The sequence below is a fragment of the Mycobacterium sp. ZZG genome, assembly GCF_054786995.1.
The window spans coordinates 69,595-95,493 of record NZ_JBTBFV010000005.1 but is presented as its reverse complement, the minus strand read 5'-3'; the positions used below and the strand labels follow the sequence as shown (position 1 = coordinate 95,493).

The following is a 25,899-nucleotide window of genomic DNA, read 5'->3' as shown; positions in this document are numbered from 1 at the left end:
TGCGGGGGGTGGGGTGCTTGCGGGGGTGGGCTATGCGCCGGTGCAGACGCCGGAGTCGCGGATCACGGTGCCGTAGACGTTGGCCGTCGCGATGTTGGCGTTGATCTGCCCCGATGGCATCCGCTGTTTGATCTTGTCGCTGATCTGGGTGAACTGATACCACAGCCGGTAGATCGAATCACCGTGGAACAACGGCGAATACTCGCTCTGGTCCGGATAGTTGACGATGAACAGGGTATGGGCGCGTGGGTCCAGAAACGCGGCGGACTGGTCGAGGTTGGCGGCGACGATGTCACCGGCCTGGGTGACTCCGGCCCGCGACCAGTCGTCGCCCTGTTCGGCGAGGAAGCGCTGGAATCCGTACACCTGGTCCATCAGCGGGCCGTACTGGGCATTGATCCACTGACAGGATTCGCGCTGGGCGGTGATCTGCTCAGGGGTGACGCGGATCTGCCAGAGGTTGTACGGGAACGGCGTGTAGTCGGGCTGCCAATCCGACGGGTAGGGGGTGAAGACGGGCAGTGTCGGCGTTGCAGGCTCGGCGTGACCGACCGGCGCAACAGCCAACAGCCCGGCCAATACTGCCGCCATCCCCGCCGCCCGTCGGAACACCGCTACGCTCCGCCGAATTCGGGACGCAGGATCGGCGCCAGCGCCGCCAGCGGGATGTGCGCCTGGACCGTGCCGCCGTCCATCGACCACTGCATGATCCCGGGGGTGAAATTCGTCGGACGGTCACGCCCCACCGGATAGTCCGGCATGTAGATGATCAGCTCCTGGGGCGTCAGCGCCCACGCCTTGTACGCACCGGAGTACACCTTGTCCGGGGTCCAGCGATCGATCACGAACGGGTACGTGCGCGGCTGGTGAGCCGGGGGCGCCACATCCAGTGCCTGCTCGACGAACGGCTGCGCCAGCGGCGGGATGGCCGTCAGCGGATCCAGCCCCGGCTTGACGAGATCGGCCAGTTGCAGCCTGCGGCCGTCGGCCATGTCGAAGGTGAAGGTGCGGTAGGCGTTGTTGAAGTCGGGTCCGTCGGCGTGATAGGTCTCGCGGAACACCACGCTCACCACGTCACCGCGGCGGAAGATCTGGTGGTTCCCCTCGCCGAAACTGTCCGCGACCATCTTCACGCCCGCGGTTCTCCAGTTGTTCATCAGCGTGCTCAGATAGTCCCGGATGACCGGCCCAGCCGCGGAATGGTCGACGAGATCGCCGGGAATCGCGATCTTGATGTCGCGGACCGCCTTGCGCTCGGACGGCACTGTGGTTCGACAGTACTGACCGTCCCACTGCCCGCCCATCTCGCCGCAGAACGACGGCGCCGATGCGGCGGCAGCGGGGGCGCCGATCGTCATCGTGGCGACCGTGGCCGCCGCGGCCAGTACCGGACTCAGCAGGCGCATGTGGCACGTCTCCTCATGGATCCTCAGGGAAGCTCGACTTTACTTGCGCGCCAACGGCCGTCGATGTAGTCCATGGTCATCTTGATGCGGCTGCGGTCGATGCGCGGATCCGGCACGTTGGTGTTGGTGACCGACTGGTCGACGAACAGCAGCACGACGGCCTTGTCCTTCGACGCCGACTGGACCGCAGATTCCAGCACTACGCCGTGGGCGGCCGCCTTGTTGTCGATCAGCAATTGCCGCAGCTCTGTACTCGACTGCGAATACATGTCCTTGAACTCGCCGGTCGCTCCGTCGAGCACTGCGTCGAAGTTCTCGTCGACCTTCGACGAGTCGATACTCGTCAAGACCTGCGCGTACTCCGCGGCTGCTTGCCGTGCCTGTTCGCCGGCTTGTGCGATCTGCCGCTCCTGCCACAACTGCCAGCCCAGGAAGCCGACCGCCGCCAGCAGCACGACGAACGCCGCGGCCACGGCTGCCCGCACCACTCGGCTTCGCCGACCGTCCCTGGTGCCGGTCGTGTCGGGCTCGTCTTTGGCCCCGGACTCGGCGGCAGGAGGTTCGGACTGCTCTGCGGCGTCTACGGCGTCCGGCTTCTTGCCGGTGTCGTGGTCTTCGTCGGTGCTCACGGACATCATCATCTCCTAGCGGACGGTCTCGGTTCAGCGGGGCGGCTCGATGGGAAGCGTCGGGCCACCGTAGGGCGTCGGAATCGTGTAGCGCCCCTTCGGGGTTGGATCGGTCTGCCGGCCGAGATCGGCGCCCGGGGGTGGTCCGGCGGTGTCGTCACCGGCGGGCCGTGGCGCGTTCTTGGCACCGCGGACCAGCACCCCGGGATGGTCGTCCCGGCAGTAGGTGTACATGAACGGTTCCGGGAAGTCCGCCGACGACGGAGGCAGCTTCGGGGTGCCGTAGTCGCAGGTGTAACGCGGATAGATCTCAGCGTTCCCCCACAGCCCGCCGTCGTGCATCGCGGTGCCGAGGGCGTCGAGAACCGACGTGCGGTGCGTCGGGAACAACGCGTTCAGCGCCGGTACCCGCAGATACAACAGCCGAGACGTGGTGGTGAGATTGCCCAGCAACTGGACCATGGTGTCGGAGTTGTCGAGGAACAGGTTGTCGACGGCCGCCAACGCGGCGGGAGTCTGATCGGTCAACCGGCGGTAGCCCTCGCGCATGCTGTTGATGCCCTCGAAGGTCTCGGCGAGATTGTCGGAGGCGACGTCGATTCCGGGGTTCTTGTCGGCGACCATGGTGAAAACCACCCGGCTGGTGCGCAGCAGGGAGCTGGTCTCGGGCAGGACCGAATCGAGGGTGGACAGCAGGAAGGTGCCGCCGTCGACGATGTCGGCGAGCTTCTGCGGCCCGGCTTCACTGAGGCTCAGTTCTCTCCTGATCAGTTCGAGCTTGCCGACGTCCGCCTGAGCCAGCGCTCCGTCGGCGTTGGCCAGCAGTTCGGCCAGGCTGACCGGGACGGTGGCCCTGCCCGACCCGACCACGGCGCCGTCGGCCAGGAACGGACCCGTCTGCGCCTCGGGGACGAAATCGATGTACTGCTCACCGGCCGGAGACAGCCCCGACACCCGCACCGCCGAGGATTCCGGAATCTGCACCGTCGACTCGACATTCACGATGGCATTGACGCCGGCCGGGGTGATGTCGAGCCGTTCGACCCGGCCGATCTGCACACCCCGTAGAGTCACGTCCTGGTTGGGCAGCAGCCCCGCCGACTCCGGCAACTCGACGGTGAGCCGGTAGCTCGACGCGAACGGATTCACCCGTAAGGCACCGAACAACAGGTACGCGACCGCGACGACGAGCGTCACGACCAGTGCGAGCGCCGACAGCCAGGTGCGACGCCGATAGCCGTACCGGACGACACCGACGATCCGGTCCGCGGCACCGGCGATCATCGTGGAGCCTCTGCCGGCAGAAGGGCCGGTGCTTGTGCCGGTGCCGGTGCTTGTGCCGGTGCTTGAGCCGGTGTCGCCGCCGGGGGGACGGCGATGATCTCGCCGGGTTCGGTCGGGCTGGGGATCACCGGGATCTGCGGGACGCCGGGCCCCTTGCCCACGACCCGCTCCTGCAGCCGCCACAGTGTGTACTTCAGCGTGCCGACCAGCTGATGCCAGTCGTGCCGCTTGGGTCCGTGCAATCCGGAGTCACCCGCGAACCCGATGTCGGGGATCGATCCCAGGACCAACCGGTCGAAGCTGGCATCCAGCGCGATCGCGTTGCTCGTCATCGACTTGATGAACGGCGGCATCAAGCGGTTGAGCGCATACAGGGTGGCATCCGGCGCCACCGCGACGTCGTTCCAGGCGCCGGCGATGGTGTTGGCGTCCGCGATCACGCTGCGTCCCGTGGTGTCGGTTCCTGCGATCGACGGGAACTTGCGCAACTGGTCGGAGACGTCGCCGACCTGGGTCAGCAGATCGGCGATCTGCGTGGTGTGGGCCGCCAGCGTGTCGGTGGCCGGACGCGCCTGCGCCATCACGTCGCTGATCACCTGGTTCTTGGCCGCGATCTCCGAGGCCAGCCGTGAGGTCTCGGTCATCGCGGTCGAGATCTCTTCCGATCGGGCGTTGAGCTTGCCGAGCGTCCGGTTGGTCTTGTCGATCAGGTTGCCGAACGCCTGGCCCTGGTCACCGGTCGCCTTACCCAGACCGTTGATGATGTTGGTGAAGTTGCGCACCGCACCGCCGTTGACCAGGATCGCCGCGGAGCCCAGCACCGATTCGACGGTCGCGGCGGCCGTCGTCGAGTCCAATCCGATGGTGTCGCCGTCCTTGAGCAGCGGGACACCCGGTTCGACGCGGCTGGGCGGTTTGATGGCGATGAACACATCTCCGAGTGGGGTCGCCGATCGCAGTTCGGCGGTGCTGCCCTGCGGCAGCGCCACCCCGTCCATGATCCGCAGGGTGGTCACCGCGGTGTAATTGCGCGCCGCGATCGACTCCATCTGACCGACGTCCGCACCGGCGAGTTTCACCTTCGCGTTGGCCGGCAGATTCAGGGCGTTGGTGAACACCGCATTCAGCCGATATCCGCCGGATCCCACGTTGGGTGCCGGGAGCGGCAAGCTGGCCAAACCCTCAGTGGCACAACCGGAAACGGTAAGACAGGTGGCCATCGCCAGGGCCGCGGCAACCCTGCGGCGACTCCTGATCGTCGCCATCACTTCTGCCCCATCGCCGCGAGCCCATCCAGCATGTAGCTCAACCCGAAATCCGGTCCGAAGTCCTGCAGAGTTCCCGTGCTGCACCCTAGTTGCCGCAGGCCCATCATGTTGCAGACCTCCTTGATCAACTGGTTGTCGAACAAGACCTTGTCGGTGACCACCTTCACCCTCAGGGCACCGTTCTTCTGGTCGGCCACGTTGTAGAGGTTGTCGAGCGTCATGGGCGCGACGTCGAGCAACTCCATGAGATCGCGCTCGTGATCGACGGCGGTGTTCAGCACGACATCGCCATTGGCCACCAGATCCTTGATGGAATCCCGGTGGGTTTCCAGCACCTCGCCGGCCTGGTCGAGCACTTCGTTGATCTTCTTACCGGTGGTGCCGCTGCCGAGATCCTCGTCAGCCAGGATCTGGCTCAGTGCGCGCACCGACGAGCCGAACTCCCGCATCATCGCGTCATTGCGCGCGGCGGCATCCGACAGCGAGCTCACATTGCGGACGATGGTGGTCAGCTGGTCCTTGGTCACGGTGCCCCGATCGGAGCTGAGCCGCAGCGCATTCGACAGTTCGCCGAGTGCGTCCTTCATCTGCTGGCCGTTGCCGTCGACGACAGCGGCGCTCCCGTCGACCACGTCGGCGATCGGCCCGTTGCCCTTCCCGTCCCCGCGCAGCGAGACCGCGAGCTTGTCGAGAACGTCGAGCACACGGGCGAATTCGACCGGTGTCCGGGTCCGGTTCAAGCCGATGGTGTCGCGGTTCTGCAATGTGGGGCCGTCCTGATACGGCGGCGTCAACTCGATCTGCCGATCGGTCAGGATCGAGTTCGAGATAGTGGCGGCTTGCACATCGGCGGGAATCTTGACGTCCTTGTCGACGGTGAAATCGACTTCGACGTATCCACCCTTCGGGGTGATCTTGGTGACCTTGCCTACCGGCATCCCGAGCACTGCCACCGTGTTGCCCTCGTACAGGCCTGCCGCGCTGTCGAATTGAGCGGTCACGGTGATGGTGTCGAGCCGGTCCGTGGTGAATCGCACGGCCATGGCGGTAACCACCACCGCCACCGCCACACCGATGGCGGCGATCGCGATGATCCTGGATCTGGCGCTTCTCACCCTCGCTCCTCGCGTGCGCGGCTCATTTGCAGTCCTGGAAGTACTCGATCAGGCCGAACTGCTTGGCTCGACCGCTGATCGCACACATCCAGGAGTCGATCAGCAGGCCGTTAGAGGCGTTGAAGTCGATCGCGTTACCGGTGCCGGTGATGTTGGTCAGGTTGCGCAGCGCGATCGGCGCGGTCTGCAGGATGCTGCGCACCATGGCGTCGTTCTTTCCGAGCAGGGTGGACAGTTCGCGCAGATTGGTGAGCAGCTCCTCCAACTCGGGACGGTCGTCGATCACCGTGCCGCTCAAGTTCTGCACCAGGTTCGTGAGCGCGTCCATCATCGCCTGGAACGTGGCGCGTCGTGCGACGAACTCCCCGAGCAGCGAATTGCCCTGATCCACCAGATTTCCGATGGTCGCCTGCTGGCGGCGCAGCGTGGTGCTGACCATCTCGGTCGTCTTCAGCAGCTCACCCAACTGGTCACGGCGCTGCGCGATGATCGTCGACAGTGTGTGGGTGTTCTCCAGCGCCTGCGGGACCACCGGGGGCAGGGTTTCCAACTGCTTGCCCAGGATCGCCAACGTCTTGGCGAACTGGTCGGAGTCCACCTGCTCGTAGGTGGTGGCGACGTCGGACAGCGCCTCTTGCAGGTCGTAGGGCACCTCGGTGTGCGTCAGGTCGAAGGTGTTGTCCGGCAACGATCCCGGACCGTCGGGATAGATCGCGAGGTAGCGTGATCCCAGGATCGTGGTGACCTTGATCGAGGCCCGTGAATCCTCGCCCAGGACGACGTCGTCGCGGATTTTCAGACCCGCCTCGACATGGTCCCCGGCGAGCTCCATGCTCGTCACCTCCCCTACCGGGATGCCGGCGACGGTGATCGGCTGGCCCGGTTGCAGCGCTGCGGCCTGCAGGAAGCGCGCGGTGTAGTGGCGGTAGCCGAAATCGGCGACTCTGAACAGCAGCAGCGTCGCGACGAGCACCACGACCACCGCGACGGCGACGACACCCAGCCAGATGGCGCTGTAGCTCTCCAGCGGGCGCCGCCGGCGCCGCGTCTTCGGGGTTTGATCAGCCATTGGCCATGTTCCTGCACTTCGGGGTGTAACGGGCTTTGTTGCCGGGCGTGGCGGCGGCCACGACGATCGGGGTGACGTCGTTGAGTCCCGGGAAGAATGCGGTGCCGTCCAGGTTGCACGCGTAGGCGTTGGCGTAGGTGCCTTCACCGGTGATGCGCGCGAACCCCTTGAGCAGCAGCGGAAGATTGGCGCCGACGAACGCCAACTGCGGTTCGATCCCGACCATGTGCTTGGCGAACCCGGGCTGGCGCTGCACGAGTTCGTTCAGCGGCGTGTACACCTCGTCGGAGATCGTCGAAAGTTGGCGCATCACTTTGGCGATCGAGCCCATCGAATCGATCAGTTCGGGGCGCCGTGCGTCGAAGGTCGACACCACCGACCGGGCCTGGCCGACGATGTGGTCGAGATCGTCGTTGTGCCTGGCGAGATTGGCCACCACCACGTTCAGGTCGGTGATCACGCCGCCGAGTTCCTCGTCCCGGCCGGCGAACGCGTCGGTCAGCTGTGCCGTCTGGTCGATCAGCGCGGTGATCGAGCCCTCGTCGCCCTGCAGCGACTGGATGACGCCCTTGGTGAGGTTGTCGGCGTGCTTCGGGTCGAGCACGCTGAACAGCGGCTCGTATCCATTGAGCAGCGTGCCCACATCGAAGGACGGATCGGTCTGTTCGACCGGGATGACGCTGCCGGCCGGAAGCGGTTCCGGCTCGCCCAGGTTACCCAGCGACAGCCCGAGGTACCGCTGCCCGACGATGTTCTGGTAGGTCACCGACGCCACCGTGCTGCCCAGCACCTGCTGGTCGGCCTGCACCACGAAGGAAACCTTGGCCTGTTTGCCTTGCAGCTCAATGCTTTCCACCCGGCCCACCCGCACGCCGGCCATTCGCACGTCGTCGCCTTCGCGCAGCCCGAACACGTCGGTGAAGATCGCCGCATACGGCACCGTGGATCCGGCGACGTCGCGGCGCAGCGTGACATAGACCAGCCAGGTCAACGTCACGGCCACCGCCATGAACAGCGACAGCCCGACCAGTGCGCCACGGGATCTCATCGGGGCTCCTCTTCCGGGGCCGGCGGTGCCGGCGAGACCGTGGTCCCGCGGGCGACCGGCCCGAGCAGCAACTGGGTCGCCGGAGTGACCGGCCGGCCGGTGATGACGCTGAGCGTCGTGCGCTCATACGGGCTGCCGACGGGGCCGACGTTCCCGCCGAACGACCCCGGCTGAGCCGGCAATACAGCAGACGCCGGGGCGGCTTCGGCGGGCAGCGGCGGGGCCGGCGCGGGAGCAGCCGGAGCCGGTCCGATGGGAGGCGGCGGCGGACGTCGGGGCGAGTCAGCGGGTTTGGGCGCCACCGGCGCCAGCGGAGACTGATTCACCGGAGGCGGCGGTATCGGGATCAGCGCGTCGTTCGCCGTTCCGGGAACCGGAGGCGCAGGCGACATCCACGGCGGCAGTGGCGGATTGGGGTCGGCCAGGTTCGGATTCGGGTTGATCAGCGGCGGTCCCACAGCCACCAGGTTCCCGTTCTCACCGACCACGGTGCCCGGCGGGGGCGCCAGATCCGCGGGCGGCTGATAGTTCTGCGGCAACAGCACATCCGGCAACTCCGGCCGTGTGACCACCAGCGGTGCGGTGTAACAGCTCGGCCCCTTCAATTCCCCGTATCGCGGGCAGTCGGCGCGGGTGTAGGTGTAGGTCGGGGTCAGCGAGATATTCATGCGCATGTTGCCGATATCGCGCTCGGGTCGCCACACCTCGTTGAAGAACTTGTCGGACAGCCCGTTGATCTTGAGGAACGCCGGCAGCCAGTGATGCGACGTGTCGGCCAGATTCCCGATGACCGGCGTCAGCTCCGACGTGATCTTGACCAGCCGGTCGGTGTGGTTGTTCAGCGCGGTGTGGGTGGTCCCCATGGTGTGCAGACCGCTGCTGACCAGCGCGTCGAGCTGAGCCCTCTGCTCCACCAGGGTCCGCATCGGTCCGACCGCGATGTGCAACGCGTCCAACAACTCCGGCGCGGTCGCCCGCAGTCCCCTGGTGGCGTCGACCAGAGCCGACACCGTGGTCGGCCCGGGATCGGTCGCGACGATCCCGTCGATCTCGTCGACGAGCCGGCTCAGCTGTGCACCGCCGGCGAGCAGCTCGCTGCGGCGGTCCTCGGTCGCCGCGTTCACCGCGGCCAGGATGCCCACCGTCTTGTCCTCGCGGCCGCGCCCGGTGGCCGCCAGGATGTCGCGCAATTTGCTGATCGTGGTCTGGAACAGCACGGTGGGCAGTTCGGTGTCCTCCGGGATGTGCGCACCGGCGGTGATTGCCGCGCCCGGGCTCACCCCCTCCGGCGAACGGTCCACCAGCTGCACCGATGAGACCGCGAACACGTTGCTGGGCACCACCCTTGCGGTGACGGTGGCCGGTATCGACGCGGCGTACTCCGGGTTCAGGTTGATGTGAACGAAATTCGGGTTGCCGTGCGCGGCCGGCGTGACACTGTCGACGGCGCCCACCAACACGCCGTGGTACTTGACGTCGGAGCGTTGCGGCAGCCCGTCGCCGACGTTGACGAGATTCGCGACGACGCGGACGAACGGGTCGAGGCGGCCCGTCGCCTTGACCAGCAGGGTCGACGTGATCAGCGCTGCCACAAGGACAACCGCGATTCCCCCACCGAACAACTGGCGATCGGTGGGTCCGCGCCCGTCCAGGTCAAAGGAATTCGCCACCTACCCTCCGAACCTCGCTCCGGCGTCGACGTTCCACAGCGCCATGGTGAGCAGCATGTTGACGATGATCACCACGGTGATACTGGCCCGCATGGCGTGTCCGGCGGCAACGCCGACGCCCTCGGGGCCGCCGCTGGCGTAGAAGCCGTAGTAGCACTGGATCGTCGTGGCGATCCACACGAAGACGATGGCCTTGAGCAGCGAGTAGAGGATGTCCTGACCTGACAGCATGAGCGTGAAGTAGTGCAGGTACGAGCCCGTCGCCCCGCCGCTGATCACCCGCACCACCACCTGCGTCGTCAGATAGCTGACCGCCAGGCAGACGACGTAGAGCGGGATGACCGCGATCACCGAGGCCATCAGCCGGGTGGTCACCAGATACGGGATCGGCCGGATGGCAAGGGAATCCAGCGCGTCGATCTCCTCGGCGATGCGCATGGACCCCAGCTGCGCGGTGAACCGGCAGCCGGCCTGGGTGGCGAACGCCAACGACAACGCGATCGGGGCCAACTCGCGGGTGTTCACCAGTGAGGAGATGATCCCCGTCGCCGGGCCCAGCCCCAGCAGGTCCAGGAAGTTGTATCCCTCGATGCCCACGAGCGCACCCACGGTGACACCGAGAACGATCGCCACCCCCGCGGTTCCGCCGCCCACCACCAGAGAGCCGTTGCCCCAGGCGATGTCGGACAGCAGGCGGACGAACTCGGCGCGGTAGTGCCGCAGCGCCAACGGGATCGCCACGATCGCCCGCACGAAGAACACCAGCATGTGGCCGAGCCGCCCGATCGGCGGCGTGACCTTCCCGCAGAGGCGGACGAACGGGGCCAGCAGCGGCGGTACGAAGGTCGACGCCATCTCAGAGCCCAACCCTCGGGAACAGCATGATGTAGAGCTGGCTGATCGCGACGTTGACGACCATGAGGATGAGGATCGACTCGACCACGGCGGCATTCACTGAATTCGCGACGCCGGTGGGGCCGCCCACCGTGGCCAGCCCCTTCTGACACGACACCACGGCGACGATGGCGCCGAAGATCACCGCCTTCACCAGCGCCACGATCATGTCGCCGGTCGTCGTGAACGAGGCGAAGGTGGCGACGAAGCTGCCCGGAGCACCGTTCTGGAAGTACACGTTGAACAGGTAGCTGGCGAGAAAGCCCACGAAGCACACGACTCCGGTGAGCGCCACGCCGATCATGATCGCCGCCGCGAAGCGCGGGACCACCAGGCGGCGGATCACCGAGACACCCATGACCTCCATCGCGTCGATCTCCTCGCGCATCGTGCGCGATCCGAGGTCGGCGGTGATGGCCGAGCCGACCGCCGCGGCCATCAGGATCGCCGCGGTCAGCGACGCGGCCTGCCGGATCACCGCCAGCCCGCTCGCGGCGCCGGCGAGCGAGGTGGCGCCCACCTGGCCGGCCAACAGCGCGAACTGGATCGACAGCGTCACCCCGATGGGCAGCGCCACCAAAACGGTCGGCAACACCGCCGTCCCCGCCATGAACGCGCCCTGCCGGATGAACTCCTGCCACTGAAAGCGCCCGGTGAACAGGTCGATCAGGAAATACTGGAGGGTGCGAACACCGAGGATGAACTGGTTGCCGACCGTCGCCAACGACGCCAGCGGGTGACGCTTGACGTAGCCGCCGGCCCAGTCGGTGATGACGGTGGCTCCGTCACCCTTTGCGTCGGCGCTCATCCGCGCTGAACGACCATTTACTTAATGCCTTCGATTTTGCTCGTGCCAACCTCGGTGGTCGGCGTGTTTTCTGCAGTTGAGAGCGTTAATTGACGCCTGCGGCACCCGCCGAACCCGTCGCATTCCCGCCCTGTCGGCATGAGTATGCCCATTAGCTTCTCCGATAGGCAAGGAATCAGCAAAATCCCCGCCTGCGGCGGACGAATTTCTGACACGAGCGGCGGCTCGCATTCAATTCGCGTTCTGAGGCGCTGGTCACCGCGACGGGAAACGGTCCGGCGGCGGGGCCGGCCAGGGTCGCAGATAGTTCAGTGCCATCAGCGTGATCTCGTCGATGAACTTCTCCCGCTCGATCGGCGGCTGGTCGAGGATGTAGCGCACACAGAGGTGTTCGACCATCCGAACCAGCATCCAGGCCGCGGTGTCGAGTGTCGCGTCGGCCCGGACCTGCCGCTTGTTGATCGTCAGATAGGCCACCGTCAGCTCTCCGATGCGCTGTTCGAACGCGACCAGCTTGCTGGCCGCACCCAATCGCGGCGTCTGTTCCATCACCGCCCGCAGGAACTCGGGGTGCATTTCGAGAGCGTCGACCAGTGCGGCGATCGACTCGCGGACGTAGTCGGGCGCGGGCTGGTCCAGCCGCTCGGACACCCGCGCCGCCACCCGGGCGGACAACTGGTCGCTGAACCGGTCGATGACCGCGGCGGCGATCGCGTCTTTGTTCGGAAAGTACTGATAGAGCGACCCCGGGCTGATGCCCGCCGCGGCGGCGATGCGGTTGGTCGAGGCGCCGTCAAATCCATGCGTGATCAGCATCTGCTCACCGGCGTCCAGGATGCGGTCCACCATGGCGCGGGACCGTTCCTGGCGGGGCGCCCGACGGAGCCGGGACGACGGATCAGCGCTCATGCGTACGCGAATTGAACGCGAATGATCGCTCGTGTCAGCATGGCGCCATGGTGACACAGGAAACCGCCGCCGTATACCCCCGCCGGTTCATGGAGGGGGAACGGCGCAACCGCAGGATGGGTCGGCCGCTGCGCGCACTCACCCGTACCGTCCGGCTCGACTCGACGCTGACCACCAAAATCGGCAGGCGCCTCATGCACCGCGACGAGGTCGGGGCGGCGCTGGTGGCGGCGATGAAATCCGAGGGCCCCGACCGGGTGAGCATGGGCCAGTTCAAGCTGGCCCTCGAGCACGGTGTCGACGCCGTGCCGAATTGCCCCGCACCGCTGCGCGACTTCTTCGCCGTCGTCGAGAACACCCCGGCCTGGGTCGATTTCGACCTCGTCAACCGGGGTGCCGCCGCGTACCGGCGCCTCGGCACCAACGCCGCAGACGTGATGCTGCAGCTGTCGCTGATCGGCGGGTACCGGTTCGGCGGTCCGACCGACCTGCTCGTCGAAACCGGCGGGCTGACCGGCCGCACGACCGTGCGACGGCTGGCCGAGACCCAGAAGTGGGCCGTCGCCGTCTCCGAGCCCGATGCGATGCGCCGCGACGGCGAAGGCTTCAAACTCACCGTGCACGTTCGGTTGATGCACGCACTGGTCAACCATCAGTTCGAGCGCAACGGCCGCTGGGACATCGAGCGTTGGGGGCTGCCGATCAACCAGACCGACCAGGCCGCGACCCTGGGCCTGTTCAACGGTGCCTTACTGCTCGGGGTGCGGATGCTGGGTGTGCGCGTCAGCCCCGCCGAGTCCCGCGCCATCATGCATCTGTGGAAGTACGTCGGCTGGCTGATGGGAGTCGACGAGGACTGGTTATGCGACAACGAAGCTCAGCAGCACCGGCTGAACTACCACCTGCTGGTCACCCAGTCCACCGTCAGCGCCGCCGGGCCGGCACTGGCCAATGCGATCGTCGACGCACAGCGCGAGCTGCACTACCCCAACGCCGCCGCGCTGCGCGGCGCCTACCACCGGGCCAGGCTGCTGAGCATGCTGCGGTTCTTCCTGCGCGCCGAGGGCATGGCCGACCTGGAACTACCGCGGGCACTGCCCTGGGCCGTGCTGCCGGCGATCGCCAAGAACACCGTCCGCTATCAACTGCTGTCCCGCACCTGCCGGGGCCGGGCCTACCTGGAGCGGTGGGGCGACCGGTCACGGAATCGCCAGCTGGACAAGTACTTCGGGGAGCAGCAGCATGACGTCGGCCGACTCCCCGGCTGAGGACGCCCTCGGTCCGTCGTCGCTGCTGTGGCGCTGGGCCGGGGACATGCGCATCGCGTTCGAAGGCGGCACCGCGGGGTTGCTGCAGACGATGCACCCGGCGATCGGGCAGGGGCTGATCGACCACTCCGACTTCTTCGACGACCCCGTCGACCGCGTCTTCCGTTCACTGCCAGGCATTCTCGGCACGGTGTATGACGGGGACCTGGCCGAGGCGACGGGACTGCGAGTCCGCGACTTTCACCACGACATCAAGGGCACCCTGGCGGACGGGCAGCGCTATCACGCGCTGCACCCGGAGACGTTCTGGTGGGCGCACGCAACCTTTCAGCGGATGGTGGATCGGCTGGCGATGCACTGGGACTCGCACGGGCTGACCACACAGGAGAGCGAGCAGCTCTACGCCGAGGGCCGCGAGTGGTACCGCCGCTACGGGATGACCGCGAGCGTCGTGCCCGCCGATCGCGCCGCGTTCGAAGGCGAGGTGGACCGCTACTGCCGTGAGGTGCTGCAGCCCAACCCGGCGTCGGATTATCTGATCGAGTTCATCGGCAGGCGGGCGATCCCGGACATGAGTGCCTCCCCCGATTATCCGAGCCATCCCCGGCTGCGTCCGCTGGCCGACGCGCTGCTGCCCACCCTGCCGGTGCGGATGGCGCTGGCCCCGCCGATGCAGCTGCTGATCTTTGGCGGCCTGCCCGCCCTGGTGCGGGACCGCTTCGGCATCCGCTGGACGCGCGGCGACGAACGGCGCTACCGCGCGATCCGGTCGGCCATCCGCACGGGCTGGCGGTATCTGCCCGGGTCGCTCGCGTGGTATCCGGCGGCGCGCAAAGGTTGGCTGCGGGAGCTGGGTCACGTCCCGGCCCGCTTCTGACCGTCCGCCGCCGAACTCGCATTCCACGCGCAAAAGTTCGCCGTAGCCCCACGTGGAATGCGATTTCGCGGGGACCGGCTGACTGGAATTGGAACACGTTCTAGTCTGGTCGGCATGAGTGATCAGCTGCGCCATTTCCTCCACTCCGGCCACCTCACCGTCGGCGCGCTCAAGCGCCACAAGGACAAGCCGGTGCTGTTCCTCGGGGACACCACCCTGACCGGCGGCGAGCTGGCCGACCGCATCAGCCAGTACATCCAGGCGTTCGAGGCGCTGGGGGCGGGAACCGGCGCGGCGGTCGGACTGCTGTCGCTGAACCGTCCCGAGGTGCTGATGATCATCGGCGCCGGCCAGACACAGGGTTATCGCCGCACCGCGCTGCATCCGCTGGGCTCCCTCGACGACCACGCCTACGTGCTGTCCGACGCCGAGGTCACGTCGCTGATCATCGACCCCAACCCGATGTTCGTCGAACGTGCCCTCGGCCTCGTGGAGAAGGTGCCGTCGCTCAAGCAGGTGCTGACCATCGGGCCCGTCCCGCCCGAATTCGCCGCCGCCGGCGTGACCGCTGTGGATCTGACCGCCGAGGCCGCCACGTACCCGGCCAAGCCGCTGGTCGCCGCCGACCTGCCGCCCGACCACATCGGCGGCCTGACCTACACCGGCGGCACCACCGGTAAGCCCAAGGGCGTCATCGGCACCACGCAGTCGATCACCACCATGACCACGGTGCAGCTGGCCGAGTGGGAATGGCCGGAGAACCCGCGCTTCCTGATGTGCACGCCGCTGTCTCACGCCGGTGCGGCGTTCTTCACGCCGGTGATCGTCAAGGGCGGCGAGCTGATCGTGTTGACGAAGTTCGATCCGGCCGAGGTGCTGCGCGTCATCGAGGAGCAGAAGATCACCGCGACGATGCTGGTGCCGTCGATGATCTACGCGCTGATGGACCACCCGGATTCGCACACCCGCGACCTGTCGTCGCTGGAGACGGTGTACTACGGCGCCTCGGCGATGAACCCGGTGCGCCTGGCCGAGGCGATCCGCCGGTTCGGGCCGATCTTCGCGCAGTACTACGGCCAGTCCGAGGCGCCGATGGTGATCACCTACCTGTCCAAGAAGGACCACGACGAGAAGCGGCTGACCTCGTGCGGGCGGCCGACGCTGTTCGCCAAGGTGGCGCTGCTCGGCGAGGACGGTCAGCCGGTGCCCCAGGGTGAGGTCGGCGAGATCTGCGTGGCGGGGCCGCTGCTATCGGGCGGGTACTGGAACCTGCCGGAGGCGACGGCGGAGACGTTCCGGGACGGCTGGATGCACACCGGCGACCTGGCCCGGGAAGACGAGGACGGCTTCTACTACATCGTCGACCGCACCAAGGACATGATCGTCACCGGCGGGTTCAACGTGTTCCCCCGCGAGGTGGAAGACGTCGTGGCCGAACATCCTTCGGTGTCCCAGGTGTGCGTCATCGGCACCCCGGACGAAAAGTGGGGCGAGGCGGTGACGGCCGTGGTGGTGCTGCGGCCCGATGCCGACCGTTCCGAGTCCGCCGTCGCGACGATGACCGCCGAGATCCAGGAGTCGGTCAAGGAGCGCAAGGGTTCGGTGCAGTCACCCAAGCAGGTGATCGTGGTGGACTCGGTACCGGTGACCGCGCTGGGCAAGCCGGACAAGAAGGCCGTGCGGGCGCAGTTCTGGGAAGGCGCGGGGCGTTCAGTCGGCTGAGCCGACGCCTGCCAGGATCCGGTCCAGGAACTCCCCTGCCGTCCGGCCGGCTCGTTCAGCGTCTCCGGCGGCGATCTGATCGAGCAGCACGCGGTGATCGCAGCGGTCTACCGGCACATGCTGCGTCGTCACGACGCTGGCGGTGACCGCCTCCATGAGTCCGCAGTAGAGCTCGATGAGGGTGCGGTTGCCGGAGGTGCGCACCACGGCGAGGTGGAACTGGGCGTCGACGCGGGCGTACCCCTCGGTGTCGCCGGCGGCCCTGTGCTTGTCGCGGCGGGCCAGCAGTGCGCGCATCTGGTCGACGTCGGCCTTTGTGCGATGGGCGGCGGCCAGGCGTGCGGCCTCCACCTCGAGCGCCCTTCGCACTTCGAGCACTTCGCGCAGTTCGGTGCCGCACAGGCGGCGCAACGCTCCGGACACCTCGCTGGTGGCGCGCACGTAGGTGCCGTCACCCTGACGGACCTCGAGGATTCCGGCGTGTGCCAGCGCGCGGACCGCCTCACGTACCGTGTTGCGTCCGACCCCGAGTGTCTGGACCAACACGGTTTCGTTGGGTATCCGCTCCCCGACCGGCCATTCGCCGGCGAGGACGGCATGCCTGAGTTGCTCGATGACCTGCTCGACCAGACCTGCCCGACGCGCAGTGCTCAATGGCACACGTAAACCCTTTCGTCCAATCATGGGATGTATGGCACGGTAGCAAGATGCACACCGACCGGCAGACCATCACCGCGGATTCGACGTCCCACGCGTCGAGCCGGGTACCCGGAGTCGCCGGCGGCGTGTTACTGGCGCTGGCCGTTGTGCTCACCGCGCTGAACCTGCGTCCCGCCGTCACCAGCATCGCGACCGTGCTGGGGGACATGCGCGCCGAGCTGGGGGTCTCGGCCACCTGGGCCGGACTGCTGACCACACTTCCGGCGCTGTGTTTTGCCGGCGCCGGCTTCGCCGCACCATGGCTGGCGTCCCGCATCGGCCTCGGACGGACCATCTCGGCGGCCATGGTGGCCCTGACCGCGGGTCTTGCGTTGCGCGTGGTGGACGGACCCCGGGTCGTCCTGGGCGCCACGCTGGTCGCGTGCGCCGGCATCGCCCTGGCCAACGTTCTGATCCCGGTCGTCATCAAGGGATCGTTCCCCGCCCGAATCGGGCTGATGACCGGCATCTACACCGCGGCGCTGCAAGGCGGCGGAGCGCTCGGATCGGCGGCCACGCCCGGCCTGGAGGCTCCGCTGGGCAGCTGGCGCGAGGCGCTGGCCGCCTGGGCGGTCGTCTCGTTCCTCGCGCTCGCGGTGTGGATCCCGGCCACGCGCCGGCACCGCGACGCCTGGGCGGCCCACACTCGGCCCACCGCCGGGCGTCGGTCACTGCTCGGCAACCCGCTGGCCTGGACGGTCACCGCGTTCTTCGGCAGCCAGTCGTTCCTGGCCTACATCGTGATGGGGTGGCTGCCCCAGGTCTTCATCGACAACGGCGTCGACAAGGTCAACGCCGGCCTTCTCGTCGGGCTGACCTCGCTGATCGGTGTTCCGTTGTCGCTGCTGATCGCACCGCTGGCCGCGCGCAGACCCAGCCAGAGCGCATGGATCGTCGCGGTCGGGGTGTTCGGGTTCGCCGGGGCGGTGGGCCTGATGGTGGCGCCGGGCGCACAGCCGCTGCTGTGGAGCGTGTTGATCGGCATCGGGATGAGCGCGTTCTCCATGGCGCTCGCGGTGCTGGGTCTGCGTGCCCGCACCGCCGAGGAGACCGCTCAACTGTCGAGCATGGCGCAGGGGTTCGGGTATCTCGTCGCCGGAACCGGACCGTTCCTGTTCGGACTGCTGCACGACGTGTCGCACGGGTGGACGGTGCCGTGGGTGATGTTCCTGGCCGTGTACGCCGTGCAGATCGTGGCCGGCGCGCTGGCCGGGCGCGGCCGCTACGTGTGAGGACGCCGGGGTACAGGATGGTGACGAAATTGTTGAGTTTGTGGTCGAGGCCGGATGTGCGCGGGGTGCTGGGCGGCTGACTCCGTCGGCGCGAGCGTGCGTCGTTGCCGGATTTCTCGCGGCGTGTCGGCTGCCGACACGCACCCTCGCCCTCGGAAGGTGGGAGAGAGGGTCAGGCGCCGGGGACGGCGGTGCGGGCGGCCACCGACGTCGCGCCGGCGGTGTCGAACACGTCGATCACCACGTCGGTGTCGCGGTACCCGCCCAGATGATGCAGTCCGTCGGTGGCGCCGATGATGTCGTGGGCGTGGTCGCCGTTCATCAGATAGTCCTCGACGTCGTGGCGCCAATGTGCGGCGAGCACGGTCGCCGCCGGTCGCAGGCGGGGTACCTCACGGTCCAGGACCTCCCGCAACGTCGCCGGCGCGAGGTAGTAGCAGACCTCCGAAAGCACCACCAGGTCGAAAGGCCCGGCGGGCCAGGGCCCATCGAGTGAGCCGCGCAGCAGCGTCACCTTGTCCCGCACACCTGCGCCGAGCAGTCGGCGGTGTGTGGAATCCAGTGCCGCCACACTGACGTCGGAGCTGGTGAGGTGATCACAGCGGCCGGTCAGCCTCTGGGTGAGCACGCCGACCGAACAGCCCGGCTCGAAGGCATGCCGGTAGCGGGCGTACGGCAGCAATGCCACGGTGATGTCGTACTTGCGCCGCTCATACCACCGGCTTTCCAGCCGCCATGGGTCGGCCACCTGCGCATACATGCGGTCGAAATAGCTGTCAGGAAGCCGGGGAGTCAGCGGAAGACCACCTCCCCCACCGCCAAGTGCCGCGACAGGACATACGGCGGCAACACCGGCTCCGCGCCGGGCGACGGTGGCGTGAACTGACTGAGAAAGCACTGCGCGGCAGTGAGTTTGCGTTGCGACGCGACCGGCGTGAGGGGCACGGTGTAGGTGCGCTGCCACGGCACCGCCCCGTCATCCGGCAGCGCCCAGTGCCACATCCACACCGGATACTCGACGAGCGTGACGCCGGTGCGCTGCGCGGCCACCGCGGCGGCCCGGCCGACGGCTTCGTGGTCAGGGTGCCCGTCGCCCCGCCATGTCGCGGCGCACCAGGTTCCCGGCGACCGGTCGGCCAGGATCTCTGTGAGCAGATCGGAGAGCCGCTGTTCGTGCTGCGCGAGCTGTCCGTCGGGCAGCCCCAAACTGATCGGCGGCGCTACCCCGAGAACCCTTGCCGCCCTGTGCAATTCGGCCCTGCGGGTCTTCTCCAGCCGATACCGCTGCAGCGGTGACGCATCCGGAAACGCGGCGCCGCCATCGCTGGACGACACGATCTGCACCGGCACACCGGCTTCGGCCAGCGATGCCACCGCCCCGCCGAATCCCAGGGTCTCGTCATCGGGGTGTGCGCCGACGACCACCAGTTCGGCGCAGTCGCGCAGATCGAGCCGGGGCAGCGACAAGCCGGCCGAAGTCCACACCTGTGCGGCGGTACCGCCTTCGGTGAGCGGGCAGGCGGCCAGCCTGGCGGTGTTGTCCAGCTGGGCGGTGGTCACGTCGCCTCCCCGGCCAGCGCGCCCAACCGCTCCAGATCGCGTTCGGCGTGACTTTGCCGGACGTAGACGCTCAGGTCGGCCACCCGCTGGGCGTGCACGGTGTCCGCGCACAACGGCGTCGGGCCGAGCGCGCGGGCGGTGCGGGTGAGGGTCTCGTCGACGGCTGTCTCCACCACGGCGCGCGCCCGGCGAGCCAGCAGTTCCGCGCGTCCGGCCTTGTCGGCCGGATCGGCGTCGACTTCGGCCGCGGTCACCGTCAGCGTCGCCGCGGCAGCGCTCAGGGCGGCGTCGACCGCACCCAGATGCGCCGCGGTGTGCGCGTCGCCCCGGCCGCCACGCACCCGGTCGTACAGCGCCGCGGCGACGGCCCGGGCGCCGCCCAGCCAGCACGCCGCCACCCCGACCGCACCGTGCCAGAAGCCGGGCCGGCTCAAGTACTCACCGGGTGCACCGACGGGGGTGGCCGGTGCGCCGTGGAATTGCACTGAGCGCGTGTCAGATTCGGCCATGCCCGCATTGCTCCACCGGCCGGGCAGCGCCCGCACCCCGGGGCCGGACAGGTCGACCCCGTACAGGCCACGCTCTCCTGACGGCAGTCTCGCGGTGACGAGCGCATGTGAGCACAACCCCGCCCCGGAGCACCACGTCTTGGTGCCTTCGAGCAGCACCTGGGCTCCCTCGACGATGGCGGTCAGTGATGCCTCGCTGGACTCGGCCGCCCACACCCCCCACAGCTGCCCCGGCGGCGGCGTATCTCCGCAGAGTTCGGCCAGGATGGCGACCGCGTCAGTGTGGGCCTCGGCCAATCGTGCTGCGGTGAGGTCGAGTTCGGCGAGCGCGGTGAGCTGCGCCCACCGTTGCGCGGTGCGGCCGCGGCCGGGGAGCGGCAGGTCCAGGTCCCCTGCGGCGAGCCAGTCGCGAACCAGGCCGGCGTTCACGCGCTCAGCCCCGTCGGACACGGGTCGTCCGAGTGATCGGCCCCATCGAGGTCACGCAGGTACTTCGCGAAACCGTTTGGGGCGCAGCCGTTCCGACGATCCGACGTCGCCACCGACAGACGCCGGTCGCGGTGCACCCGCAGTCCCGCCGTTTCGAACCGTTCCACCAGGTCGACGTCCTCACTGCTGGGCAACGCGCGGAAGCCGCCGACGCTCCAGTAGGCCGATGCCGCGAAACCCATGTTGGCGCCGTGGATGTGACCGTGGCCCTGTCCGGGGGCGCTCTTGGCACGGTAGGCACGCAGATACCGGCGCGCCAGCGCCGGCGAGAAGTGGCGCCACACCGGGACATGCACCACGCCGAGCACCATGTCCGCGTCTGCGTGACGGTCCGGATCGGTCATTCGGACCAGCCAATCGGAGTCCACGACGCTGTCGGCGTCGGTGGTCGCGTACCACGCGTCGGCTCCGACGAGGGCCGGCAGTGCGCGCGCGTATTCGAAGCCGGCGGCCCGGGCGGCCCCGACGTTGCCCGCCTCGATGGTGACGAAGTGAACGTCGGGGCCGAATCGCCCGGCCAGCGCGTCGCTGCCGTCGTCAGACGAGTCCAGGACGACGACCGTGGTGACCGGGTTCGGCACGCACAACGCCGCCGTCGTCACCGCGCGCAGGCAGCCCGGCAGGTGGACCGCCTCGTTGTGCGCGGGCACCACCACGACGACGGGTTCCGGCAGGTCGTCGAACACAGTCATGGGCGCTAGTTAGCCAATCAGCGAAGATTTCACACCTGGCAGGATGGTGGGGTGGCTGACCTGCAGGCGGTGCTGTTCGACTTCTCAGGGACGCTGTTCCGGCTCGAAGAGGACGACGGCTGGTTCGTCGAGATGGAGCTCGACAGCCCGATGACCCCCGAGGGCAACCGTGAGATCGACGAGCACGTGCAGGCCGAGTTGATACGCCGCCTGACCGCGCCGACCGGCCGGTCGGTGCCCATGACACCCGATGCGCTGCAGGCGTGGATGAACCGCGATCTGGCCCCGCACCTGCACCGTGAGGCCTATCTGCACGTGCTGCGTGAGTCAGGACTCGCCGATCACCACGCGGAGTCGCTGTACAGCAGGGTGATCGACCCGGCCTGCTGGACGCCGTACCCCGACACCGCGGCCGTGCTCGACGGTCTAAGCCGGCGCGGAATCAGAACCGCGGTGGTCTCCAACATCGCGTTCGACATCCGGCCCGCGTTCGATGCGCTCGGCGACCAGGCCCACGTCGACGAGTTCGTGCTGTCGTTCGAGGTGGGCGCCGTCAAACCCGATCCGGCGATCTTCCAGACCGCGCTGGATCGGCTGGGCGTGCCCGCCGAGCGGGCGCTGATGGTCGGGGACAGCGACGAAGCCGACGGCGGTGCCCGCGCGCTGGGGTGCGCGTTCGCGCTCGTCGATCCGTTGCCCACCCGGGAACGCAGGGACGGGTTGCTCGCGGCCCTGCGGGCCCACGGCATCCAGCTGTGACGACCGGGCCCTGGTGACCGGATCCCATCCCGACGAGTTCGAAGCGTTGGTCGGGCGCTGCCCGGTATTCCGCTTCGATAACGTTTGAGAGGTGTCTGACCCTGCGAGCAATCCGTTCGACGCCGGCCTGTGGGAGCCGGTGGCCGGTTTCGATGACCTGACCGACATCACCTACCACCGCCACATCGATGGCGGTGAACGCAAGCCGACGGTCCGGGTGGCCTTCGACCGCCCCGAGGTGCGCAACGCGTTCCGCCCGCACACCGTCGACGAACTCTACCGCGTCCTCGACCACGCCAGGATGTCCTCCGACGTCGGGGTGGTGCTGCTGACCGGCAACGGACCCTCGCCGAAGGACGGCGGCTGGGCGTTCTGCTCCGGCGGCGACCAGCGCATCCGCGGCCGCAGCGGCTACCAGTACGCGTCCGGGGAGACCGCCGAGACCGTGGACCCGGCGCGGGCCGGACGGCTGCACATCCTCGAGGTGCAGCGGCTGATCCGGTTCATGCCCAAGCCGGTGATCTGTCTGGTCAACGGATGGGCGGCCGGCGGCGGGCACTCGCTGCACGTGGTGTGCGACCTGACGCTGGCCAGCCGCGAGCACGCCCGCTTCAAGCAAACCGACGCCGACGTCGGCTCCTTCGACGGCGGCTACGGTTCGGCGTACCTGGCCCGCCAAGCCGGCCAGAAATTCGCCCGTGAGATCTTCTTCCTGGGCCGGCCCTACACCGCCGAGCAGATGCACGCGATGGGCGCGGTGAACGAGGTGGTCGACCATGCCGAGCTGGAAAATGTCGCGCTGCAATGGGCTTCAGAGATCAACGGCAAGTCGCCGCAGGCCATCCGGATGCTCAAGTACGCGTTCAACCTGCCCGACGACGGCCTGGTGGGCCAGCAGCTGTTCGCCGGTGAGGCCACCCGGCTGGCGTACATGACCGACGAGGCGGTCGAGGGCCGCGACGCGTTCCTGGAGAAACGCGACCCGGACTGGTCGCCGTTCCCCCGCTACTTCTAGGCACCGAACCCCGTGGACGTGCAAGGCGATTTCGCGCTGGAAATAGACTCCGGTCCGTGAGTAGCAGGAACCCGCTGCGGCGGCTGGCCGAGCAGGTCGTGCTGACCAGCATGCGCCCCCCGATACTTCCCACGCTGCTGAACCGGGCCGGCCGGCAGCTCGTCGACCTGAGAGGCAAGCGCGTTCTGCTGACCGGGGCATCGTCGGGCATCGGTGAGGCCGCCGCGGAGAAGCTGGCCCGCCGCGGAGCCACCGTCGTCGTGGTGGCCCGGCGCGGTGACCTGCTCGACGAGGTCGTCACCCGCATCACCGCCGCCGGCGGGCAGGCGAGCGCGCACGCGTGCGACCTGTCCGACCTGGACGCCGTCGACGCGCTCGTCGCGACGGTCTCCGACCAGCTCGGCGGTGTCGACATCCTGGTCAACAACGCCGGACGGTCCATCCGACGGCCGCTGGAGGAGTCGCTGGAGCGCTGGCACGACGTCGAGCGCACCATGATGCTGAACTACTACGGACCGCTGCGCCTGATCCGCGGGTTCGCCCCCGGCATGCTCGAGCGCGGCGACGGCCACATCATCAACGTGTCCACCTGGGGTGTGAAGACCGAATCCCCGCCACTGTTCGGCGTTTACAACGCCTCGAAGGCGGCGCTGTCGTCGATCAGCCGCATCATCGAGACCGAATGGTCCGACCGCGGCGTGCAGTCCACCACGCTGTACTACCCGCTGGTGAAGACACCGATGATCGCACCGACACGGGCGTACGACGGGCTGCCCGGACTGTCCGCCGACGAAGCGGCGGGCTGGATCGTCACCGCCGCGCGCCACCGCCCGGTCCACATCGCACCCCGCATCGCGATCACCGCGCACGCGATCAACAGCGTCGCGCCGGCGGCGGTGGACACCATCATGAAACGCCAACGGATGCAGCCCAAGGACTGAAAAGCGTTGTTCCACAACCTCGCCGACATCGTCCGCGGCCACGGACGGCAGCGCCCCGGCGCGCCGGCGCTGGTGGCCGGTGACACCACGGTCACCTACGGGGAACTCGACGACCGGTCCAACAGGGTCGCCCAGGCGTTCCTGGCAGCCGGTGTCGGATTCGGCGACCGGGTCGCGTTCGTGGAGAAGAACGGCATCGAATTCTTCGATGTCGCTTTCGGTTTGGCGAAGATCGGGGCGGTCGGCGTGCCGGTGAACTGGCGGCTGGCCGCCCCGGAGATGCGTCACGTCATCGTCGACTCCGGGGCCCGCATCGTCGTGGTCGGCGAGGAGTTCGCCGGTCACCTCGAAGCGATCGAGGCGGAGTTGGACGCCGACATCGTGGTGATCGGCAGCCACGCCCGCTGGCCCGCGTTCCACGAGTGGGTCGCGGAGCATCCGGCCGTCGACCCGGGCGTGGTCACCGGACCCGACGACGTGGTGTTCCTGATGTACACCTCGGGCACCACAGGCCTGCCCAAGGGCGTGATGCTGAGCAACACCAACTACGTCTGCAAGACCGGCGGGGTGGCCGGCCCGTGGCAGTTCGACGCCGACGCCGTCAGCCTGGCGGTGATGCCGCTGTTCCACATGGCCGGCTCCGGGTGGGCGCTGGCCGGTCTGTGGCAGGGCGCGAAGACCGTCGTGCTGCGCGACGTCGAACCGGCCGCGATCCTGGATTCCGTTGCGCGGCACCGTGTCACCAACATGCTGCTGGTGCCCGCGGTAATCCAGTTCCTGCTCGACACCGACGGGGTCGACACCGTCGACTTCTCGCATTTGCGGGTCATCGTCTACGGCGCGTCACCGATCAGCGACGACGTGCTGGTCCGCGGCATCGAACGATTCGGCGGGATCTTCGCCCAGGTGTACGGCATGACCGAGACCACGGGCTCGATCACCCAACTCGACGGTCCCGACCACGTGCCGGAACTGTTGCGCTCCTGCGGCAAACCGTATCGGTGGGTGCAGATCCGGATCGTCGGCGAGGACGGCGCTGACGTCGCACCCGGGGGCGTCGGTGAGGTGTGGACCCGTTCGGCGCAGAACATGCTCGGCTACTGGAACAACCCCGATGCCACCGCGGCGACGCTGACCCCGGACGGTTGGCTCAAGACCGGCGACGCCGGCTTCGTCGACGCCGACGGCTACCTGTTTCTGCACGACCGGATCAAGGACATGATCGTCTCGGGCGGCGAGAACGTGTACCCGGCGGAGGTCGAGAACGTGCTGATGACCCATCCGGCCGTCGCCGACGTCGCCGTCATCGGGGTGCCGGACCCACGGTGGGGGGAGGCGGTGAAGGCCGTCGTGGTCGCCGCCCGCGGTGCCGATCCCAGCGAGGCCGAACTGATCGCGTTCGCGCGCGACCGACTGGCGGGGTACAAACTGCCCAAATCCGTCGACTTCGTCGCCGTGCTGCCCCGCAACCCGAGCGGCAAGCTGCTCAAACGCGCCCTGCGCGAACCGCACTGGGCCGGAGCGGGCCGACAGATCGGCTGAGTGGCGTGGTAGACACACTGGCATGGAGATCCTGGCCAGTCGCGTGCTGTTCCGTCCCAGGGACTACGCCCGGTCGGTGGCCTTCTACCGCGACGGCCTCGGTCTCGCAATTGCCCGCGAGTATCCGGGCGGCATGGTGTTCTACGCCGGCCAGGCGCTGATTGAGCTTGCCGGGCACGGCGCCCCCGCCGGCGGCGCGCCGCCGTTCCCGGGCGCGTTGTGGCTGCAGGTGCGCGACCTGTCGGCGACCCAGAACCAACTGCGGGAGTGTGGAGTGCCGATCATGCGGGAGGCGCGGCGCGAACCGTGGGGGCTGCACGAGATGCATGTCACCGATCCGGACGGCGTCACGCTGATCTTCGTCGAGGTGCCCGAGGATCATCCGCTGCGCCGCGACACCCGGGGCTGACTCAGCGGGGCGACGATCAAGCGGCGAGGCACGAGCCGCGTTGAGGAGTCCCGCAATCAAGTTCAGCGGGGAGGCAGGAGCCGCG

At 68.1% G+C, this 25,899-nt stretch carries 26 protein-coding genes and 1 pseudogene; 10 read left to right on the top strand and 17 right to left on the bottom strand.

Annotated features, from left to right (window positions below; translation table 11 throughout):
- Positions 1 to 30: 30 nt before the first annotated feature.
- From ACXMYJ_RS05220 to ACXMYJ_RS05165, 12 genes are all read right to left on the bottom strand, one after another.
- Entirely contained in the window at positions 31 to 591 is a 561-nt protein-coding gene (locus tag ACXMYJ_RS05220; RefSeq protein ID WP_260757928.1) for a hypothetical protein, read from the bottom strand.
- Positions 592 to 614: 23 nt separating this feature from the next.
- Complete coding sequence (locus ACXMYJ_RS05215; RefSeq protein WP_396885388.1) at positions 615 to 1,358, bottom strand: mannan-binding protein; 744 nt, start codon at positions 1,356 to 1,358, stop codon at positions 615 to 617.
- 71 nt (positions 1,359 to 1,429) lie between these two features.
- Positions 1,430 to 2,041 carry a tetratricopeptide repeat protein gene (locus tag ACXMYJ_RS05210; protein WP_260756944.1) on the bottom strand — a complete coding sequence of 204 codons (612 nt, stop codon included), beginning with the start codon at positions 2,039 to 2,041 and terminating at the stop codon, positions 1,430 to 1,432.
- A 27-nt stretch (positions 2,042 to 2,068) separates the two neighbouring features.
- On the bottom strand, positions 2,069 to 3,319 hold the full coding sequence (locus ACXMYJ_RS05205) for an MlaD family protein (protein WP_260756943.1): 1,251 nt from the start codon (positions 3,317 to 3,319) through the stop codon (positions 2,069 to 2,071).
- On the bottom strand, positions 3,316 to 4,584 hold the full coding sequence (locus ACXMYJ_RS05200; protein WP_396885057.1) for an MCE family protein: 1,269 nt from the start codon (positions 4,582 to 4,584) through the stop codon (positions 3,316 to 3,318). The genes ACXMYJ_RS05205 and ACXMYJ_RS05200 overlap by 4 nt, the downstream gene beginning before the upstream one ends.
- A complete protein-coding gene (locus ACXMYJ_RS05195; RefSeq protein WP_260756942.1) occupies positions 4,584 to 5,702 on the bottom strand; it encodes an MCE family protein in 1,119 nt (372 codons plus the stop codon). The genes ACXMYJ_RS05200 and ACXMYJ_RS05195 overlap by 1 nt, the downstream gene beginning before the upstream one ends.
- 22 nt (positions 5,703 to 5,724) lie before the next feature.
- Complete coding sequence (locus ACXMYJ_RS05190; RefSeq protein WP_460354421.1) at positions 5,725 to 6,771, bottom strand: MCE family protein; 1,047 nt, start codon at positions 6,769 to 6,771, stop codon at positions 5,725 to 5,727.
- Positions 6,764 to 7,819, bottom strand: a complete 1,056-nt coding sequence (locus ACXMYJ_RS05185; RefSeq protein ID WP_460354418.1) for an MCE family protein — start codon at positions 7,817 to 7,819, stop codon at positions 6,764 to 6,766. The genes ACXMYJ_RS05190 and ACXMYJ_RS05185 overlap by 8 nt, the downstream gene beginning before the upstream one ends.
- On the bottom strand, positions 7,816 to 9,489 hold the full coding sequence (locus ACXMYJ_RS05180) for an MlaD family protein (protein WP_460354416.1): 1,674 nt from the start codon (positions 9,487 to 9,489) through the stop codon (positions 7,816 to 7,818). Before ACXMYJ_RS05180 ends, ACXMYJ_RS05185 begins: the two co-directional genes overlap by 4 nt.
- On the bottom strand, positions 9,490 to 10,344 hold the full coding sequence (locus tag ACXMYJ_RS05175) for an MlaE family ABC transporter permease (RefSeq protein WP_260756938.1): 855 nt from the start codon (positions 10,342 to 10,344) through the stop codon (positions 9,490 to 9,492).
- A gap of 1 nt (position 10,345) precedes the next feature.
- Positions 10,346 to 11,191: an MlaE family ABC transporter permease gene (locus tag ACXMYJ_RS05170; protein ID WP_260756937.1), complete on the bottom strand. Its 846-nt coding sequence runs from the start codon at positions 11,189 to 11,191 to the stop codon at positions 10,346 to 10,348.
- A gap of 255 nt (positions 11,192 to 11,446) precedes the next feature.
- Positions 11,447 to 12,100, bottom strand: coding sequence for a TetR/AcrR family transcriptional regulator (locus ACXMYJ_RS05165; protein ID WP_460354413.1), 654 nt, complete (start codon positions 12,098 to 12,100; stop codon positions 11,447 to 11,449).
- Positions 12,101 to 12,147: 47 nt separating this feature from the next.
- Here ACXMYJ_RS05165 and ACXMYJ_RS05160 point away from each other — a divergent pair, with 47 nt between their 5' ends.
- From ACXMYJ_RS05160 to fadD8, 3 genes are read left to right on the top strand one after another with little or no spacing between them, the layout of a single operon-like run.
- A complete protein-coding gene (locus tag ACXMYJ_RS05160; protein ID WP_260756935.1) occupies positions 12,148 to 13,368 on the top strand; it encodes an oxygenase MpaB family protein in 1,221 nt (406 codons plus the stop codon).
- Positions 13,343 to 14,245, top strand: a complete 903-nt coding sequence (locus tag ACXMYJ_RS05155) for an oxygenase MpaB family protein (RefSeq protein WP_460354411.1) — start codon at positions 13,343 to 13,345, stop codon at positions 14,243 to 14,245. The genes ACXMYJ_RS05160 and ACXMYJ_RS05155 overlap by 26 nt, the downstream gene beginning before the upstream one ends.
- Before the next feature lie 57 nt (positions 14,246 to 14,302).
- Entirely contained in the window at positions 14,303 to 15,967 is a 1,665-nt protein-coding gene (gene fadD8, locus ACXMYJ_RS05150; RefSeq protein ID WP_443187855.1) for a fatty-acid--CoA ligase FadD8, read from the top strand.
- Here the strand turns inward: fadD8 and ACXMYJ_RS05145 are convergent.
- Positions 15,956 to 16,627, bottom strand: coding sequence for a FadR/GntR family transcriptional regulator (locus ACXMYJ_RS05145; protein ID WP_443187854.1), 672 nt, complete (start codon positions 16,625 to 16,627; stop codon positions 15,956 to 15,958). The two genes, fadD8 and ACXMYJ_RS05145, sit on opposite strands and share 12 nt — an antisense overlap.
- Positions 16,628 to 16,674: 47 nt before the next feature.
- Here ACXMYJ_RS05145 and ACXMYJ_RS05140 point away from each other — a divergent pair, with 47 nt between their 5' ends.
- Positions 16,675 to 17,898, top strand: coding sequence for a CynX/NimT family MFS transporter (locus tag ACXMYJ_RS05140; RefSeq protein ID WP_260756931.1), 1,224 nt, complete (start codon positions 16,675 to 16,677; stop codon positions 17,896 to 17,898).
- Positions 17,899 to 18,070: 172 nt separating this feature from the next.
- Here ACXMYJ_RS05140 and ACXMYJ_RS05135 read toward each other — a convergent pair whose 3' ends face one another.
- From ACXMYJ_RS05135 to ACXMYJ_RS05120, 4 genes are read right to left on the bottom strand one after another with little or no spacing between them, the layout of a single operon-like run.
- Positions 18,071 to 18,658, bottom strand: coding sequence for an SAM-dependent methyltransferase (locus ACXMYJ_RS05135; RefSeq protein WP_460354407.1), 588 nt, complete (start codon positions 18,656 to 18,658; stop codon positions 18,071 to 18,073).
- Positions 18,659 to 18,690: 32 nt separating this feature from the next.
- Positions 18,691 to 19,458, bottom strand: a complete 768-nt coding sequence (locus ACXMYJ_RS05130; RefSeq protein WP_460354405.1) for a PIG-L deacetylase family protein — start codon at positions 19,456 to 19,458, stop codon at positions 18,691 to 18,693.
- Positions 19,455 to 20,396: an acyl-CoA dehydrogenase gene (locus ACXMYJ_RS05125; RefSeq protein ID WP_460354403.1), complete on the bottom strand. Its 942-nt coding sequence runs from the start codon at positions 20,394 to 20,396 to the stop codon at positions 19,455 to 19,457. The genes ACXMYJ_RS05130 and ACXMYJ_RS05125 overlap by 4 nt, the downstream gene beginning before the upstream one ends.
- A complete protein-coding gene (locus ACXMYJ_RS05120) occupies positions 20,393 to 21,148 on the bottom strand; it encodes a glycosyltransferase family 2 protein (protein ID WP_460354401.1) in 756 nt (251 codons plus the stop codon). Before ACXMYJ_RS05120 ends, ACXMYJ_RS05125 begins: the two co-directional genes overlap by 4 nt.
- Positions 21,149 to 21,199: 51 nt before the next feature.
- Here ACXMYJ_RS05120 and ACXMYJ_RS05115 point away from each other — a divergent pair, with 51 nt between their 5' ends.
- The 6 genes and pseudogenes from ACXMYJ_RS05115 (at position 21,200) to ACXMYJ_RS05090 (ending at position 25,814) form a co-directional block, all read left to right on the top strand.
- The gene (locus ACXMYJ_RS05115; RefSeq protein ID WP_460354399.1) at positions 21,200 to 21,907 is read left to right on the top strand and encodes an HAD family hydrolase; all 708 of its coding nucleotides are present in this window, start codon (positions 21,200 to 21,202) and stop codon (positions 21,905 to 21,907) included.
- A 10-nt stretch (positions 21,908 to 21,917) separates the two neighbouring features.
- A pseudogene (locus tag ACXMYJ_RS05110) lies at positions 21,918 to 21,995 on the top strand (deazaflavin-dependent nitroreductase); the annotation flags it as partial.
- A gap of 3 nt (positions 21,996 to 21,998) precedes the next feature.
- Positions 21,999 to 22,922 (top strand): 1,4-dihydroxy-2-naphthoyl-CoA synthase, encoded by a 924-nt coding sequence (locus ACXMYJ_RS05105; RefSeq protein ID WP_460354396.1) that lies wholly within the window; start codon positions 21,999 to 22,001, stop codon positions 22,920 to 22,922.
- 56 nt (positions 22,923 to 22,978) lie between these two features.
- The gene (locus ACXMYJ_RS05100; protein ID WP_460354394.1) at positions 22,979 to 23,863 is read left to right on the top strand and encodes an SDR family oxidoreductase; all 885 of its coding nucleotides are present in this window, start codon (positions 22,979 to 22,981) and stop codon (positions 23,861 to 23,863) included.
- Between the two features lie 6 nt (positions 23,864 to 23,869).
- Positions 23,870 to 25,405 carry a long-chain-fatty-acid--CoA ligase gene (locus tag ACXMYJ_RS05095; RefSeq protein ID WP_460354390.1) on the top strand — a complete coding sequence of 512 codons (1,536 nt, stop codon included), beginning with the start codon at positions 23,870 to 23,872 and terminating at the stop codon, positions 25,403 to 25,405.
- 22 nt (positions 25,406 to 25,427) lie between these two features.
- The gene (locus tag ACXMYJ_RS05090) at positions 25,428 to 25,814 is read left to right on the top strand and encodes a VOC family protein (protein ID WP_260756922.1); all 387 of its coding nucleotides are present in this window, start codon (positions 25,428 to 25,430) and stop codon (positions 25,812 to 25,814) included.
- Positions 25,815 to 25,899: the final 85 nt, after the last annotated feature.

Bases quoted from the DNA above. Each gene is read 5' to 3' on its own strand.
- ACXMYJ_RS05140 (WP_260756931.1), top strand. From the start codon at position 16,675: ATGCACACCGACCGGCAGACCATCACCGCGGATTCGACGTCCCACGCG.
- ACXMYJ_RS05170 (WP_260756937.1), bottom strand. From the start codon at position 11,191: ATGAGCGCCGACGCAAAGGGTGACGGAGCCACCGTCATCACCGACTGG.
- ACXMYJ_RS05200 (WP_396885057.1), bottom strand. From the start codon at position 4,584: ATGGCGACGATCAGGAGTCGCCGCAGGGTTGCCGCGGCCCTGGCGATG.
- ACXMYJ_RS05160 (WP_260756935.1), top strand. From the start codon at position 12,148: ATGGTGACACAGGAAACCGCCGCCGTATACCCCCGCCGGTTCATGGAG.
- ACXMYJ_RS05175 (WP_260756938.1), bottom strand. From the start codon at position 10,344: ATGGCGTCGACCTTCGTACCGCCGCTGCTGGCCCCGTTCGTCCGCCTC.
- ACXMYJ_RS05220 (WP_260757928.1), bottom strand. From the start codon at position 591: ATGGCGGCAGTATTGGCCGGGCTGTTGGCTGTTGCGCCGGTCGGTCAC.
- ACXMYJ_RS05210 (WP_260756944.1), bottom strand. From the start codon at position 2,041: ATGTCCGTGAGCACCGACGAAGACCACGACACCGGCAAGAAGCCGGAC.
- ACXMYJ_RS05135 (WP_460354407.1), bottom strand. From the start codon at position 18,658: ATGTATGCGCAGGTGGCCGACCCATGGCGGCTGGAAAGCCGGTGGTAT.
- ACXMYJ_RS05185 (WP_460354418.1), bottom strand. From the start codon at position 7,819: ATGAGATCCCGTGGCGCACTGGTCGGGCTGTCGCTGTTCATGGCGGTG.
- ACXMYJ_RS05215 (WP_396885388.1), bottom strand. From the start codon at position 1,358: ATGACGATCGGCGCCCCCGCTGCCGCCGCATCGGCGCCGTCGTTCTGC.
- ACXMYJ_RS05155 (WP_460354411.1), top strand. From the start codon at position 13,343: ATGACGTCGGCCGACTCCCCGGCTGAGGACGCCCTCGGTCCGTCGTCG.
- ACXMYJ_RS05090 (WP_260756922.1), top strand. From the start codon at position 25,428: ATGGAGATCCTGGCCAGTCGCGTGCTGTTCCGTCCCAGGGACTACGCC.
- ACXMYJ_RS05165 (WP_460354413.1), bottom strand. From the start codon at position 12,100: ATGAGCGCTGATCCGTCGTCCCGGCTCCGTCGGGCGCCCCGCCAGGAA.
- ACXMYJ_RS05205 (WP_260756943.1), bottom strand. From the start codon at position 3,319: ATGATCGCCGGTGCCGCGGACCGGATCGTCGGTGTCGTCCGGTACGGC.
- ACXMYJ_RS05120 (WP_460354401.1), bottom strand. From the start codon at position 21,148: ATGACTGTGTTCGACGACCTGCCGGAACCCGTCGTCGTGGTGGTGCCC.
- fadD8 (WP_443187855.1), top strand. From the start codon at position 14,303: ATGCGATTTCGCGGGGACCGGCTGACTGGAATTGGAACACGTTCTAGT.
- ACXMYJ_RS05190 (WP_460354421.1), bottom strand. From the start codon at position 6,771: ATGGCTGATCAAACCCCGAAGACGCGGCGCCGGCGGCGCCCGCTGGAG.